General features: G+C 33.3%; 16 protein-coding genes and 1 pseudogene. 7 read left to right on the top strand and 10 right to left on the bottom strand.

The features are described from left to right. Positions 1-54 precede the first annotated feature (54 nt). The 3 genes and pseudogenes from ABH966_RS23350 to ABH966_RS23340 all read right to left on the bottom strand — a co-directional run bounded on the left by ABH966_RS23350 (position 55) and on the right by ABH966_RS23340 (position 2,414). Complete coding sequence (locus ABH966_RS23350) at positions 55-1,290, bottom strand: IS110 family RNA-guided transposase (protein WP_370082649.1); 1,236 nt, start codon at positions 1,288-1,290, stop codon at positions 55-57. Between the two features lie 428 nt (positions 1,291-1,718). Next, positions 1,719-1,937, bottom strand: a pseudogene (locus ABH966_RS23345) (IS110 family transposase); the annotation flags it as partial. A gap of 231 nt (positions 1,938-2,168) precedes the next feature. Beyond that, positions 2,169-2,414 carry a YkuS family protein gene (locus ABH966_RS23340; protein WP_132358618.1) on the bottom strand — a complete coding sequence of 82 codons (246 nt, stop codon included), beginning with the start codon at positions 2,412-2,414 and terminating at the stop codon, positions 2,169-2,171. A gap of 167 nt (positions 2,415-2,581) precedes the next feature. On the opposite strand from ABH966_RS23340, the gene ABH966_RS23335 reads away from it, so the two are divergent. Then, positions 2,582-3,025 (top strand): hypothetical protein, encoded by a 444-nt coding sequence (locus ABH966_RS23335; RefSeq protein ID WP_370082647.1) that lies wholly within the window; start codon positions 2,582-2,584, stop codon positions 3,023-3,025. 75 nt (positions 3,026-3,100) lie between these two features. Here the strand turns inward: ABH966_RS23335 and ABH966_RS23330 are convergent, their stop codons facing one another. The 6 genes from ABH966_RS23330 to ABH966_RS23305 form a co-directional block, all read right to left on the bottom strand. Then, the gene (locus ABH966_RS23330; protein WP_370082645.1) at positions 3,101-3,412 is read right to left on the bottom strand and encodes an RNHCP domain-containing protein; all 312 of its coding nucleotides are present in this window, start codon (positions 3,410-3,412) and stop codon (positions 3,101-3,103) included. A 79-nt stretch (positions 3,413-3,491) separates the two neighbouring features. Then, complete coding sequence (locus tag ABH966_RS23325) at positions 3,492-3,644, bottom strand: hypothetical protein (protein WP_370082643.1); 153 nt, start codon at positions 3,642-3,644, stop codon at positions 3,492-3,494. Positions 3,645-3,891: 247 nt separating this feature from the next. Continuing rightward, positions 3,892-5,046, bottom strand: coding sequence for a hypothetical protein (locus tag ABH966_RS23320; protein WP_370082641.1), 1,155 nt, complete (start codon positions 5,044-5,046; stop codon positions 3,892-3,894). Between the two features lie 498 nt (positions 5,047-5,544). Then, positions 5,545-6,690, bottom strand: a complete 1,146-nt coding sequence (locus tag ABH966_RS23315; RefSeq protein WP_370082639.1) for a hypothetical protein — start codon at positions 6,688-6,690, stop codon at positions 5,545-5,547. A 523-nt stretch (positions 6,691-7,213) separates the two neighbouring features. Next, positions 7,214-8,368, bottom strand: a complete 1,155-nt coding sequence (locus ABH966_RS23310) for a hypothetical protein (RefSeq protein WP_370082637.1) — start codon at positions 8,366-8,368, stop codon at positions 7,214-7,216. Between the two features lie 511 nt (positions 8,369-8,879). After that, positions 8,880-10,025, bottom strand: a complete 1,146-nt coding sequence (locus ABH966_RS23305; RefSeq protein WP_370082635.1) for a hypothetical protein — start codon at positions 10,023-10,025, stop codon at positions 8,880-8,882. Positions 10,026-10,247: 222 nt separating this feature from the next. Here ABH966_RS23305 and ABH966_RS23300 point away from each other — a divergent pair, with 222 nt between their 5' ends. From ABH966_RS23300 to ABH966_RS23280, 5 genes are all read left to right on the top strand, one after another. Beyond that, on the top strand, positions 10,248-10,448 hold the full coding sequence (locus ABH966_RS23300; RefSeq protein ID WP_370082633.1) for a transmembrane Fragile-X-F protein: 201 nt from the start codon (positions 10,248-10,250) through the stop codon (positions 10,446-10,448). 19 nt (positions 10,449-10,467) lie between these two features. Next, positions 10,468-11,133 carry an HAD family hydrolase gene (locus ABH966_RS23295; RefSeq protein WP_370082631.1) on the top strand — a complete coding sequence of 222 codons (666 nt, stop codon included), beginning with the start codon at positions 10,468-10,470 and terminating at the stop codon, positions 11,131-11,133. 72 nt (positions 11,134-11,205) lie between these two features. Next, positions 11,206-11,706, top strand: coding sequence for a hypothetical protein (locus ABH966_RS23290; protein WP_370082629.1), 501 nt, complete (start codon positions 11,206-11,208; stop codon positions 11,704-11,706). A 253-nt stretch (positions 11,707-11,959) separates the two neighbouring features. Then, on the top strand, positions 11,960-12,610 hold the full coding sequence (locus ABH966_RS23285; RefSeq protein WP_370082627.1) for a DUF4085 family protein: 651 nt from the start codon (positions 11,960-11,962) through the stop codon (positions 12,608-12,610). A gap of 212 nt (positions 12,611-12,822) precedes the next feature. Next, on the top strand, positions 12,823-13,143 hold the full coding sequence (locus ABH966_RS23280) for a hypothetical protein (RefSeq protein ID WP_370082625.1): 321 nt from the start codon (positions 12,823-12,825) through the stop codon (positions 13,141-13,143). A 105-nt stretch (positions 13,144-13,248) separates the two neighbouring features. Here ABH966_RS23280 and ABH966_RS23275 read toward each other — a convergent pair whose 3' ends face one another. Continuing rightward, the gene (locus tag ABH966_RS23275) at positions 13,249-13,824 is read right to left on the bottom strand and encodes an LOG family protein (RefSeq protein ID WP_370082623.1); all 576 of its coding nucleotides are present in this window, start codon (positions 13,822-13,824) and stop codon (positions 13,249-13,251) included. Positions 13,825-13,968: 144 nt separating this feature from the next. On the opposite strand from ABH966_RS23275, the gene ABH966_RS23270 reads away from it, so the two are divergent. Then, positions 13,969-14,286 (top strand): MazG nucleotide pyrophosphohydrolase domain-containing protein, encoded by a 318-nt coding sequence (locus ABH966_RS23270; RefSeq protein WP_370082693.1) that lies wholly within the window; start codon positions 13,969-13,971, stop codon positions 14,284-14,286. Positions 14,287-14,392: the final 106 nt, after the last annotated feature.

Raw genomic sequence — 14,392 nt, 5'->3', positions numbered from 1 at the left:
ATAACCCTCCGAATTCAATTTGGAAGGTTTTTGTTGTATTTGAAAATGCTGTCACTACATGGTTTCTTGGAATGGTGTTTTCGTTTTTAAAATCGCATAAATCCAATGTAAAAGCTTATTTGCACAAGCAATAATGGCTACTTTATATGGCTTTCCTTCCTTGCGTTTTAAATCGTAGAAGGCTCGTAATCGCTTATTTCGTGCGATAGTTTCAGGTGTTGTTTTCTTTTTCCGACTATCTCGAATAGAACAACGAACAGCTGTATAAAGCATGTGGCGAAGCCTAGCCGAGCCGCGTTTAGTAATGTGATTTTTCGTGCCTTTAAAGCGACCTGATTCAAACACACTGGGATCTAGTCCTGCAAAGGCTACTAACTTTTTCGGATGATTAAACCGATCAATTTCTCCGATTTCTGAAATAATCGTTGCAGCGATTTTTTCACCAATACCGGGAATTGATTGGAGTAATTCATATTCTTCAAGTTGTGCCGCTAACTCATCAATCTCACGCTCCAACGTAGAAAGTTGTTGGTGGTACACTTGAAGTAAATCAATATACATATTCAAACTGACTAGAAGACTTTGATAAAGCGTTGATTGAAATGGATTGCGTTCTGCAGCTTCGATTAATTTTTCCGATCTTTCAAGCGCCCAATTAAACGAACGTGCTTTGCAATGTGTATCAATGAATTGTGCGATTTCTTCTACACCTGCTTCTTTAACTGATTCAGAAGTAGGGTAAGCTTGTAAAGTTTTTATGGAAATCTCAGCGTATAAATCGCCAAAAACTCCTTTGTACTCAGGGAATATTTGATCTAATACGGCTTGAAATTGAAGCTTTGTTTGAATCATAATTCCCGTCATATTTTCATGTTGCCTTGTTAGATGTCGAAGGTTTAATAACTGTACACCACGCTTTTTCTGAGGCGCTAAATCCTCTTTGTAATACAGTTCGCCTAAGTGATAAGCATCAATGGCATCTGTTTTGGTTTTGCGCAAGCTAGAACTTTTTGCTCGGTAAGATACCAGTGGATTTACGATAATGACAATGTATTCTCTTGCTTCTAAAAACTGTACAACTGGAGCATGATAGTGACCTGTTGATTCCAAAACAACAGGTGGCTTCATCCCTGTTTGACGCTCTAAATCTAATAAATAAGAGTGTAACTCTTCCAATCCATCCACCGTATGATCAACTTTCACGCTGCTTTTATAGGGCATTTTTTTATCCAAGAACATTTGAATCTGACTTTCACCTTTTGCGACATCCAGACCAACTACTGGATTCATAGTTTATCTCCTCCTAAGGTAGTGTATTGACCGGTAACCTCTATCTAGCTTGTTATTCATATCTTCGCTTGTTATACGAGATCGTAATGTCCCAACCAGCCTAATCATGTGTTAACAAGTAGAGGGCGAACAGTTTAGTTGTCGGGATCTAGTCCCACGGGTGCTTCCGTTCGACCCCGGCTACTATCAATCTATAAATTGAATAAAAAATAGTCAACCAGATTACTCTGGCTGACCTTATAATACGAACGGGTGCTTTACTTCAAGATGGGATTCCACAGAGATTTCATCTTTTTTCTTATTCAACTAAACCAGCTAATAGTTTGTCAATAATTTTCTGTTAAAAGTTTAATAGGCATGTGCTATACTAAAAACCTTCCTAAAGTTTGTTTTTGGAAGGTTTTGTTTGATTTAGTTGTACTTACTTATCAAGCTAAATCTTGGTACGTAGTTCTATTTTTTAATAAGGCAAAAATCCAATGTAATAGTTTATTAATACAAGCTACTATCGCTACTTTAAAAGGTTTTCCTTCGTCACGTTTTTTATCATAAAACTCACGCAATTTCTTGTTTCGAGGAATGATTTTATCGTCTGTTTTAGTTTTCCTGCAATCTCGTATTGCACAACGAACAGCCATGAATGGGGCTAAAAGAGAATTAAAATGATGCAAATAAAGTATTCTAAAAAAGCACAACAAGATTTTGTTTATAGGTAAGAGCTTATGAAAAAGAATAGATAAAATTTGTAAGAATCCAAGCATAGAAATTATAAAAGACCTGAATTGGCGAATTTAATAATGAGCACTCTATAATCACATAAATAGTAAAAGGTGCTGCTCCATAGTCAAAAAACTACAGCGACAGCACCAAGTCATTTATTAGTGGAAATATTTATCGACACGTTGAAGTACTTCGTCAGCAGAAAGACCGTCAGCGTCAATAACAGGTCCTGCCATGATAGGATCGCTAATTCCCATAATATCTCTGTCTTGCCCAGTGATTACACAGGCATCACATTTTTTTGCATCTTCTTCAGTACGAAGTTGAATAACTTCATAACCTTTAGCCTTTAAAGCGTCTTCAACGTTAGTTAATGATTGTTCCACACCAATTATTTTAGACATTACTCTTCCACCTCCTATATGTAATGTGTCATATAGGCTTGCTAATTATTCACGTAATTCATTTTTTTGTTATACACATTTTAAATGGCGGGAAAATAGAGAAATTCGTTTTCCATTGCAACGAAATGATATTAGCAATTATATTTACTGAATAGGAGAGATTTTAAATGAGAAGTCTAAAGATAAAAATAATTAGTATGTTATTTATTATCGCATTAATCTGGATGATTATGCTACATAATGCTGGACCACCCAAGCCTGTTGTTTTGACAGAGGGAAAAGAAGTACCAACAGTACAAGGCACATATTGTTGGCGAAATATTATAAATAATGAATGTGTTGATAAAATTTCACCGCCTGAAATTATTGCCAATAAAAAAATTGTTCCGTTTTCTGTTTCACCTCAAAGTGAAATTAAAATTAGTTTTAAGAAACCACCGATTGATGGGATAGAAGTAGACAAATGGTTGAGCAGCGATGAGATTGAGCTAGTAAAGGTAAAAGATAATGTTTTCTCTGTACCGAAAGAGAAGGGGACTTATATATATAGTATTTCGGGAAGATGGGACAAAGGAGGTTCTTCTTACATTTTTGCAATAGAGGTAAAATGAATAGGTTGATTTTAAATAATAAAAGACACATTGAAGGTTAATTTCCAATGTGTCTTTGAATAATAAATTACCTAACTATACGATTGATTGCATAAATTGGATAACTTGATCCTCTTGAATGGAATCAACAGCTATTTTATTTCGACTAATCTTTTGACATTTTGTACATTGATGGATAAGTTGAAAGCCTTTTTTTCCTGTATAATCGACTCCAATTGGTCTCATCAAACCTTTACAAGTACTCGCTCTGTCTCCAGGAACATGATCCATATGTTTTGAAAATAAACAGATTGGACAATGATTTCTGAAACTTCCGTTCGTTAATGGTTCAACCATCGTACTGCAATTTTCACATTGAAATGCTGTATTCTCATTTTTTCTACTCAATTGCTCTTCCTCCAATATATTATTTCAACATTGGAGAAAGGGTTCCGTTTTATTTTTCTACTATAGTAGTATCAGGCTTTTATAGGGAATGAACCAATTCACCGTCTTGTTCTTCAAAACGATTACTTCTAGTTCCTGCTTCACAAAGACTTATTTCATCCTTTGATCCGGACCACGATTGATTTTGTATATTTGTGCCAACCACTGTAAGACGGACCGCTCCATCTTCCACTAGTAGGTGTTCTCCTATAATCACTGACTTCGGCATTCGTCCCCTAACGAGCAATTGTTTTAAATAGATAAAATGTCAATTCATCACCCCTTATCATATAAGCATTCGTATTAACCATTTATAGGTTATCAAATTTGTTGAATTGTTTAAATAGTTTATTTTTGCGACGAAGTTTACTTTGGATCTAAAAAAAGGGGAATCCGACCAATCATTTCAAATGATTGGTGAGACACCCCGTTTCCTTTACTTATTGAGGAAGATAGTCTTGGCCATTAACTGTTAGTTTAGAAGGTGAAATTAGAATTTCTTTATTTGCTTTGAAATATGGTTCTAAAATAATGTGAAATGCTTCCCAATTTTCTCTGATTTTTTCAGCTTCTTCTTTTTTATCAAGCTTAATAGCTTCTTCATAAAGCTGTTTTAATTGCTTGCTATCCGCTTCGCTAACTTTGAAGTCAAAGTCAGCCATGTATTCTTCAAATGGTTGAGGCTTAAAGAACTGATCAATGATTTCATAGAATTCATTCCATGTTTTTTCAGCTAACTCATCATTTTTAGCTTTTTCCGCTTTTTGAGCATCTTCATAAATAGTTTTTAGTTTTACTAAAGTTTCAGCAGGGATATCAAACTCTTTGCCTTCCATGTACTCTTCAAATGTTTGAGGTGGATAAAGTTCAGCAATATACGGTTCAAGGATTTTATGAAGTTCATCATATTTTTCGTATGCATTTTCCTCCTGACCATCTTTTTCAAGCTTTACCCATTCTTCATAAATAACTTTAAGCTGTTTTTTATCATTTTCTTCTATAACTATATTTTTATCACTAAAACCGAAATTTTCTATATACTCTTCAAAAGGTATAGGTTGCCAATTTGCTATATAATATGGGTTAGTAATTTTACGCATGTCTCTAGAAATCTCGCTTATTTCCTCATATATCTTGTCTGCTTCTTCAAATGCTTTATTTTCCATTGCTTTAAAAGCTACTTTTTCCAGCTTCTTCACTTCATTAAACATTTTTTCTAGTTTTGTTAGCTCTTCATTTGTTACCTCTTTAGGCAAGTCTTTTTTATAAGCTTCGAATGTGTAGAAGTCTGAATAATACTCTACTACGCTACCTTCGACTGTGATTTCCTGTCCTTCTACTAAGTTCATTTTGTCTAGTTGTTCTTCAGAAAATTTATAGAAACTGATATAGTAGTTTTTACCGTCTCTATCTTTTAGATACATCCCATCATCACTGATGCTTTTAATCGTTCCTGTAACTTGTTGTTCGATTTGAACAGTAACACCATTTGTTGGTTCTACTGCAGTAGCTCCTGCTTGAAGTGGCGTCAAAACAGCCATTCCTATTGTTAATGCTGAGGCAATCATCCATGTTTTTTTAATCGGTTCTTTCATGATCATTTCTCCCTTTTATTTACTATGGAACTTAACATTTCCAATATTTAGACGGATTTCCAGTGGGAAAGGTTCGTTGTTTTTTTAAAATTTTAAAACAGTCCATGTTATTTAAATAAAACACCACATATTATTGGGAAAATCTTATAAATAATGAGTGCGTTGATAAAATTCTATCACCAGAAATTATTCTGTTTTCTGTTTCACCTCAAATTAAAATTAGATTTAAGAAACTACCTACCGAGGGGATAGAAGTAGAAAAATGGTTAAGCAGCGATGAAATTGAACAAGAATAAGGTAATGTTTCTCTGTTCCAAAAGAGAAGGGGACTTATATCGATAGATGGGTAAAAGAAAGTTCTTCTTATATTTTTTTATAGAAGTAAACGGATTGCACTATGGTATAGATTTTAGAAAAAATCCCGAAAAATTATTGTGGAATTAACAAAGAGAGGAATCCCAACAATCAAATGATTGTTGAGACACCTCATTCTTTTCCTTATTGTGGAGTATATTCTTGTCCGCTAATTATTACTTTAGAAGCAGAGAGTAGAATTTCTTTATTTGCTTTGAAATATGGTTCTAAAACATTATAAAATGCTTCCGATTTCTCTTCAATTTTTGCTTTGTCTTCTTTTTTATCTAGCTTTAAGATTTCTTCATAAAGCTGTTTTAATTGCTTGTTATCCTCTTCACTAACTTTGAATTCATAGTCAGCCATGAATTCTTCAAATGTTTGAGGCGTTGTGAATTGATCAATGATGTAATAAAAATCTTCCCATAGTTTTTCAGACAAATCAGCATTGTCATCTTTTTCTGCTTTTTGAGCGTTATCATAAATATTTTTTAGTTTTACTAAATCTTCAGCAGGGATATCTAACTCATATCTTTCCATGAATTCTTCAAATGTTGGAGTTGGGTAAAGTTTCTCTAAATATGGTTGAAGGGTTTTGTAAAATTCATCCATTTTTTCGTTAGCCTTTTCCTCTTGACCATCTTTTTCAAGTTTTACCCATTCTTCGTAAATACCTTTAAGCTGTTTATTATCATTTTCTTCAATGACTATATTTTTTTCACTAAATCCGAAATCTGCTATATACTCTTCAAATGTTTGAGGTTGCCACTTAGCTAATATATATGGTTTTGTGATTTTATCCATTTCTTTATAAATTTTATCAATTTCTTCAAATTTCTTTTCGACTTCTTCTTCTGTCATTTCATTTGACAATTCTTTTTGAAGCTTTTTCTTTTCATTAAACAATTTTTCTAATTTTGTTAGCTCTTCTTTCGTTACCTCTTTAGGTAATTCTTTTTTATAAGCTTCGAATGTGTAGAAATCTGAATAATCCTCTGCTACGTTACCTTCAACTGTGATTTCCTGTCCTTCTACGAAGTTCATTTTTTCTAGTTGTTCATCAGAAAATTTATAGAAGCTAATATAGTAGTTTTTACCATCCCTACCTTTTAGATCAATCCCATCTCCGTAGATGTTTTTAATCGTTCCTGTAACTTGTTGTTCGATTTGAACAGTAACACCATTTGTTGGGTCTACTGCAGTAGCTCCTGCCTGAAGTGGCGTCAGAACAGCCATTCCTATTGTTAATGCTGAAGCAATCATCCAAGTTTTTTTAATCGGTTTTTTCATGATCATTTCTCCCTTTTATTTACTCTGGAAATTATCGTTTCCAATATTTAGACGTATTTCCAGTTAAAAAGTTCGTTATTTTTTAAAAAAATTTAAAACATTCCATGTTAAGTACATAAATAGTTGTTCAAAGTTTGAGCAGTTTGATTATTAAAGCGCTAATAGTACAAGGTTGTTAGAAAAATCTTATAAATAATAAATGCGTTGGCAAAATTCTACCACCAAAAATTATGGCAATAAAAGAATTGTTCCGTTTTCGTTTCACCTCAAGTGAAATTAAAATTAGATTTAAGAATCTACCTATTTAGGGGATTTAAAAGGACAAGGTAATATTTTCTCTGTTCCGAAAGAAAGGGGACTAGATGGGCAAAAGGAAGTTCTTCTTATTTTTTTCTATAGAAATAAACGGATTACACTATGGATTAGACTTTGGAAAAAATCCCTAAATATTATTGTGGAATTAAAAAAAGAGTAATCGCAACAATCATCTTAAATGATTATTGGGATTACTCGATTCTTTTACTTATTGTGGAAGATAGTCTTGACCGTTAACTGTTAGTTTAGAAGGTGAAATTAGAATTTCTTTATTTGCTTTGAAATATGGTTCTAAAATAATGTGAAATGCTTCCCATTTCTCTTCAATTTTTGCTTTGTCTTCTTTTATATTTAGCTTTAAGATTTCTTCATAAAGCTGTTTTAATTGCTTGCTATCCGCTTCACTAACTTTGAATTCATAGTCAGCCATGTACTCTTCAAATGTTTGGGGCGTTATGAATTGATCAATGATATAATAGAATTCCTCCCACAAATTTACAGACTCATCAGCGTTGCCATCTTTTTCTGCTTTTTGAGCATTATCATAAATATTTTTTAGTTTTGCAAAATCTTCAGCAGGGATATCTAACTCAATTCTTTCGATAAACGCTTCAAATGTTGGGGTTGGATAAAGTTTATCAAAATACGGTTGAAGGATTTTGTGAAACTCATTCATTTTTTCGGTAGCCTTTTCCTCTTGACTTTCTTTTTCAAGCTTTACCCATTCTTCATAAAGAACTTTAAGCTGTTTATTATCATTTTCTTCTATAACTATATTTTTTTCACTAAAGCCGAAATTTTCTATATACTCTTCAAATGGTTCAGGTTGCCAAGTAGCTAAATAATATGGCTTAATAATTTTACTCATGTCTACATAAATTTTATGCATTTCTTCATATTTCTTTTCGGCCTCTTCATTCGCTTTATTTTCATCCGCTTTTGCAGCTTCTTTTTGCAGCTTCTTCGCTTCGTTAAACATTTTTTCTAATTTTGTTAAATCTTCGTTCGTTACCTCTTTAGGCAAGTCTTTTTTATAAACTTCGAATGTATAGAAGTCTGAAAAACCCTCTACTGCGCTGCCTTCAACTGTGATTTCCTGTCCTTCTACTAGGTTCATTTTTGTTATTTGTTCTTCAGAAAATTTATAGAAATTGATATAGTAATTTTTACCGTCTCTACCTTTTAGATATATCCCGTCATCACTGATTCCTTTAATCGTTCCTGTAACTTGTTGTTCGATTTGAATAGTAACACCATTTGTTGGTACTACTTCAGTAGCCCCTGCTTGAAGTGGCGTCAGAACAGCCATTCCTATTGTTAGTGCTGATGCAATCATCCAAGTTTTTTTAATCGGTTTTTTCATGATCATTTCTCCCTTTTATTTACTCTGGAACTCGAGGTTTCCAATATTTAGACGTATTTCCAGTTAGGAAGTTTCGTTATTTTTCAAAAAATTTTAAAACATTCCATGTTAAGTACATAAATAGTTGTATAACATCCAAGTTTGAGCAGTCTGATTATATAAAGCACCAACAGTACAAGGTACATATAGTTGGGAAAATCTTATAAGTAATGAATGCGTTGATAAAATTCTACCACCAGAAATTATGGCTAATAAAAGAATTGTTCTGTTTTCGTTTTACCTCAAGTGGAATTAAAAATAGATTTAAGAAACTACCTATGGAGGGGATGTAAAAGTACAAAGTAATGTTTTCTCTGTTTCAAAAGAGAAGGGGACTTATATCGGACGATGGGCAAAAGTTAAAGGAAGTTCTTCTTGTATAAAAAATCTCTGAATATTATTGTGGAATTAACAAAAAGAGGAATCTCAATAATCATCTTAAATGATTGTTGGGACACCTCGATTCTTTTACTTATTGTGGAAGATAGTCTTGACCGTTAATTGTTACTTTAGAAGCTGAAATTAGAATTTCTTTATTTGCTTTAAAATAAGGGTCTAAAATTTTATTAAATGTTTCCCATTTCTCTTCAATTTTTACTTGTTCTTCTTTTTCATCTAGCTTTAAGATTTCATCATAAAGTTGTTTTAATTGCTTGTTATCCGCTTCACTGACTTCGAAATCAAAGTCAGCCATGTATTTTTCAAATGTTAGAGGCTTGATGAACGGATCAATGATTTCATAGAATTCATTCCATGTTTTTTCAGCTAATTCATCATTTTTAGCTTTTTCAGCTTTTTGAGCATCTTCATAAATAGTTTTTAGTTTTGCTAAAGTTTCTGTAGGGATATCAAACTCTTTACCTTCCATGTACTCTTCAAATGTTTGAGGTGGATAAAGGTCATCAATATATGGTTCTAGGATTTTATGAAGTTCATCATATTTTTCGTTAGCCTTTACCTCTTGACCATCTTTTTCAAGCTTGACCCATTCTTCATAAATAACTTTGAGCTGTTTTTTATCATTTTCTTCTATAACTATATTTTTTTCATTAAATCCGTAATTTTCTATATATTCTTCAAACGTTACAGGCTGCCAATTAGCTAATAGATATGGTTTTAAAATTTTATACATGTCTTCACTTATTTTCTTGATTTCTTCAAATTTCTTTTCAAACTCTTCTTCTGTCATTTCATTTGACAATTCTTTGTGTAATTTGATTTTTTCATTAAACAATTTTTCTAATTTTGTTAGCTCTTCTTCCGTTACTTCTTTAGGCAACACTCTTTTATAAACTTCAAATGTATAGAAGTCTGAATAATCCTCTACTAGATTTCCTTCTACAGTAATTTCATGTCCTTCAACTAAGTTCATGTTTGCTAATTGTTCTTCAGAAAATTTAATGAAACTGATATAGTAGTTTTTACCGTCTTTACCTTTTAGATTAATCCCGTCTCCGTTGATGTCTTTTATCGTTCCTGATATTTGTTGTTCGATTTGAACAGTAACACCATTTGTTGGTTCTACTGCTGTAGCTCCTGCTTGAAGTGGTGTTAGAACTGCCATACCTATTGTTAGTGCTGAAGCAATCATCCAAGTTCTTTTAATCGGTTTTTTCATGATCATTTCTCCCTTTTATTTACTCTAGAACTCTAGTTTCCAATATTTAGACGAATTACCAAATGAAAAGGTTCATCTTTTTTTTGAAAAACTTAAAAAGTTTAAACATTTCATGTAAAGTGATTAAATAGTTGTATAACAATAAAGTTTGAGGCTTCAGAAGAATTAACGACAAGAAACTAAATTTGGTATGACGAAAATCTCGTATCTGGTGGTGTGAATATGGGAATCGCGGAAGTATTAACAATTGTATTTATAGTATTAAAGCTCACGGATGTTATTGCATGGTCTTGGTGGTTAGTGCTTTTGCCAGCGATCATATCTTTTAGCATTTACGGATTAATTTTGGTGATGAAGTTAGTAATGGTGATGATAGCGGTAGTGGCAGTGAAAAAACGAAAAAGTTGTAGAATGAAGTTTTAAATAAAGGGGATGCAAACTAATGATTCAAGCGGTGATTTTTGATTTAGATGGAACATTGTTAGATCGTGATAGTTCAGTTCGCTTATTTATTGAACAACAATACGAGCGATTAAAGCCGAATCTATCACACATTTTAAAAGAGAACTATGTTCAACGCTTTATTGAGCTAGATAATCATGGCTATGTATGGAAAGATAAGGTCTATCAACAATTAATCGAAGAATTTTCTATTAAGTTATCTCCAAAAGCAATGTTAGAGGATTACCTGCAGGAATTTAAGCATTGTTGTGTTCCATTTTTATACTTACATAGCATGTTGAACAATTTGAAGAAGCAAGGCTTAAAACTTGGTATGATTACAAATGGTTATGGGCAATTTCAATTAAATAATATACGAGCGTTAGGAATTGAAGATGTTTTTGATGTGATTCTTATCTCTGAATGGGAGGGCATCAAAAAACCGGATGCAGAAATATTTGATCGAGCGTTATCTAAGCTAGAAGTAACAGCTAATGAAAGTATTTACGTTGGGGATCATCCATTTAATGATGTGGAAGCTGCTAAAAAAGTAGGGATGACGACTATTTGGAAACGAAATGATGCATGGCAAAGTGTTGAAGCAAATTATATCATTGATAATTTAATAGAAATTCAAGATATTTTAAAGGTTTTACAAAGGACTTGAAAAGACTAAAACTCATATATCTTCTGATTTAGGAGAAAGTAAGGAAAATGAAATCAGGAGGTTAAAAATCAATTGAGGAAAATGAGTGTATGTCTTTTACTCCTTCTATATTTTCAAATAAATCAAGCGAAAGCAATTACTACTGATTTAGAAAAAATCTATTTAGAAGGTGGAGAGTATACAGAAGTTAATAAAGCAATTCAAGAAAGTGAAGCGGTTTTTAAACGTGATATACCTTTACCAACACGACTTCCACCTATTACTTTCACTCATGTTTTTGGATCATTTAATCATAAACATCCTCAACTATCCATCCGATATTTGGTAGAGGGTGCAGGTCGTACACATTATATAATAGAAATAACCGACAATGAATATGAACGTTCATTTCCAAAGGGTGCTAAGACAGTGAAATTACCTGATGGAAATGAGATGGTTTATTATAAAAGCTTAGATTTTGTCATTTTTAATATCGTGAAAAATGATTTTCAATACACTTTTATTGTTGATGAAGTCAGTGCAAATGCTATTACCGTTGATGGCATGGTGAAAATTATTAATTCTATGAGATAATGGGGAAGGCCAGTGATTCATAAATATTGAATATTGGCCTTGTCATTATATCTTTTAACTGCAAGGAACACATTTAGTTCGAGTTATAAAAACCCCGCTTTATTAAAATTAACTTACATCTTTATTGCACCAGTGTATACCCTCCAAAAACCAACCAAATATTTTGCTAATTTCTCACAGAGATGATTTATTATTGGATGTATATTAAAATAAGATAAAGATCAACAAGAAATAACGAAAGGGGGATTTTTAATTGAAATATTTCACTCAAAATTGGTATCGTGAAATGCAAGTCAATGGTTTTTTGACTTTCCCTGACTCTAAAGAAGATTGGGAAGAAAGTTTAAATTGGATAAACGAAGATGGGACAAGCTATATCGAAATGTTACAAGCAGAGTTGGAATGGCGAAAAGATGACTTATTAACATTACTTCCAGCACCATTTCATCCATATATTTTAGATGGCTCTCTAAAAACTAAATATCCATCTAAAGAATTACGAAGAATGGCGGAAGAGTGGAATAAAAATTATCAAAGTCGTAGTCACGATTTAAGTAAACAGTATATGGAACAATTTGAGGAAATAAAAGAGCAGCTCCCATCTCAAGTTCTTGAAATACATACAAAATCATTGCACGATGGAGAAGTATTATCTTTCTCTTCAACTGAATCTACAATTACGCTTACTATAGCTGGAACAAGTGTAGGTTGGTACGATACAAATGTAAGATTAACTTTTAGTGATATAGAGAAAAGTTCGATTCCAGAACAATTAGAAGGTTCTTGGTGGCTATATGATGAAATCTATAAAACTGAAACAGGGTTTGAATTACACGTATTATTTGACTGTCCACTTTGTGAATTAATGATACAGGCTAGGGAATTAAAGATTGAGACAGTATAAAAATAGTTTGTGATGAAATATACATAAGCAACGGAAGCATCTGTTACCAATAGATACACGCTATGTGAATTGGTTGATTGGAGTGGAGACTGAGTGACTCCTTGGGGATTAGCAATAGAGGAACGAAGGCTAAAACCATCACGTCCTGTGATAACGCCTTCGTGACCAACATCGTGTTGACCTCATCGGACGCCCCCAGGAAGCTTTGCTCTGTGCGAAAGCGAAGCGTCAGCAACAAATGTATTATCTGTGCGAAAGCGATGCGTCAGCAACAAATGTATTATCTGTGTGAAAGCGAAGCGACAGCAACAAATGTATTATCTGTGCGAAAGCGAAGCGACAGCAACAAATGTATTATCTGTGCGAAAGCGAAGCGACAGCAACAAATGTTTTATCTGCGCGAAAGCGAAGCGTCAGCGGCAAATGTTTTATCTGTGCGAAAGCGAAGCGTCAGCGACAAAGCACTCAGCCGGAAGGGAAATCAATCACTCGTTGTGCAGAATAGTCATATTTTACTTAAATCTCATAGATAAATGTAAAACAGCTGAATTCATAGATTTCAGCTGTTTTTCGAGTATGTAAGATAGTAACAAATCCAGTACAATACCCTATAGTTTTATGGTTAAAGAAGTCTGCATTCATTTATTCGTTTGATATGTTTTAACTGCAGGTGGAACATAGGCTGCACATTTATCTAATAGTCCCACAACATCTTCATCTACAAGAAGGGCGTTTCGAGATTTGGCTTGTAAAAATTGTTCGTTTTGCATATGGTCAAATAACTCAATGAGTAAATCGTAATAATGATTGATATTTAAAATACCACAAGGCTTTTGTAGAAGGCCGATTTGATTCCAAGTGAATACTTCAAAAAATTCTTCTAACGTACCAGGGCCTCCAGGTAAAGCAATAAAGCCATCAGCTAGTTCCATCATTTTGCTTTTGCGCTCATGCATAGAATTGACGACAATTAGCTCAGTTAAATGTTTATGAGAAATTTCACGTTCCTCTAACAACGTCGGAATAACCCCAATCACCTTGCCACCTTCACGAAGAACCGTGTCTGCAACTGTTCCCATCACACCTACACTCGCTCCGCCATAAATTAAGGTAATATTACGTTTTGCTAATTCTTTTCCTAGAAAAATAGCTCCTTCTTTATATGCCTCAGAAGCACCGATGCTTGATCCGCAAAATACTGCAATACTATCCATCATTGTTCCTCCATATCTGATAAGTATCTTTCCGCATTAACGGGCAGTGAACTGTAAGCGGGGGGGTGAAAAAACCCCACTGATTCACGTTTCACTTTTATAGTATAATTTAATTTTGAGAGGAAAGAAATGGAGGAAATAGAAATGGAATTAAATGAGTTTCAAAAATGGCTAAAGGATTACTATGATACACGTGGTTGGTCTGATTTAAGTATTTTTACGCGTATTGGCTTCCTAGCTGAAGAAACTGGGGAAGTAGCAAGAGCCATACGAGCTTTAGAAATTGGTAGAGATAGACCAGATGAAAAGATTCAAACATATGAAGAAAATAAGCAAGAATTAGTAGAGGAGCTTGGAGACGTTTTAGGGAATATTATTGTTATCGCTAATAAATATGATATTTCACTGGAAGAAATTTTTTCCGCTCATAAGGAAAAGCTAATGGAGCGTTATGAAGCATAGAAATACATATGGAAGCCCAGTGGTGATATGTCAACCATAAAAAACATCGGAATTGGAAATTCTTAAGCTACCAAGCATCTAAAAAACTGTTTTTAAGCGTACTCAA

Origin of the sequence: Lysinibacillus sp. RC46 (assembly GCF_041262385.1) — a bacterium.
Taxonomy (GTDB): Bacteria; Bacillota; Bacilli; order Bacillales_A; family Planococcaceae; genus Lysinibacillus.
The sequence above is the reverse complement of the archived record's forward strand: the minus strand, read 5'-3'. Positions and strand labels throughout refer to the sequence as shown.

What these genes read in the sequence shown, in the direction of transcription:
- ABH966_RS23305 (WP_370082635.1), bottom strand. Translation starts at nt 10,025, where the DNA reads ATGAAAAAACCGATTAAAAGAACTTGGATGATTGCTTCAGCACTAACA.
- ABH966_RS23320 (WP_370082641.1), bottom strand. Translation starts at nt 5,046, where the DNA reads ATGAAAGAACCGATTAAAAAAACATGGATGATTGCCTCAGCATTAACA.
- ABH966_RS23270 (WP_370082693.1), top strand. Translation starts at nt 13,969, where the DNA reads ATGGAATTAAATGAGTTTCAAAAATGGCTAAAGGATTACTATGATACA.
- ABH966_RS23340 (WP_132358618.1), bottom strand. Translation starts at nt 2,414, where the DNA reads ATGTCTAAAATAATTGGTGTGGAACAATCATTAACTAACGTTGAAGAC.
- ABH966_RS23315 (WP_370082639.1), bottom strand. Translation starts at nt 6,690, where the DNA reads ATGAAAAAACCGATTAAAAAAACTTGGATGATTGCTTCAGCATTAACA.
- ABH966_RS23300 (WP_370082633.1), top strand. Translation starts at nt 10,248, where the DNA reads ATGGGAATCGCGGAAGTATTAACAATTGTATTTATAGTATTAAAGCTC.
- ABH966_RS23295 (WP_370082631.1), top strand. Translation starts at nt 10,468, where the DNA reads ATGATTCAAGCGGTGATTTTTGATTTAGATGGAACATTGTTAGATCGT.
- ABH966_RS23310 (WP_370082637.1), bottom strand. Translation starts at nt 8,368, where the DNA reads ATGAAAAAACCGATTAAAAAAACTTGGATGATTGCATCAGCACTAACA.
- ABH966_RS23335 (WP_370082647.1), top strand. Translation starts at nt 2,582, where the DNA reads ATGAGAAGTCTAAAGATAAAAATAATTAGTATGTTATTTATTATCGCA.
- ABH966_RS23350 (WP_370082649.1), bottom strand. Translation starts at nt 1,290, where the DNA reads ATGAATCCAGTAGTTGGTCTGGATGTCGCAAAAGGTGAAAGTCAGATT.
- ABH966_RS23275 (WP_370082623.1), bottom strand. Translation starts at nt 13,824, where the DNA reads ATGGATAGTATTGCAGTATTTTGCGGATCAAGCATCGGTGCTTCTGAG.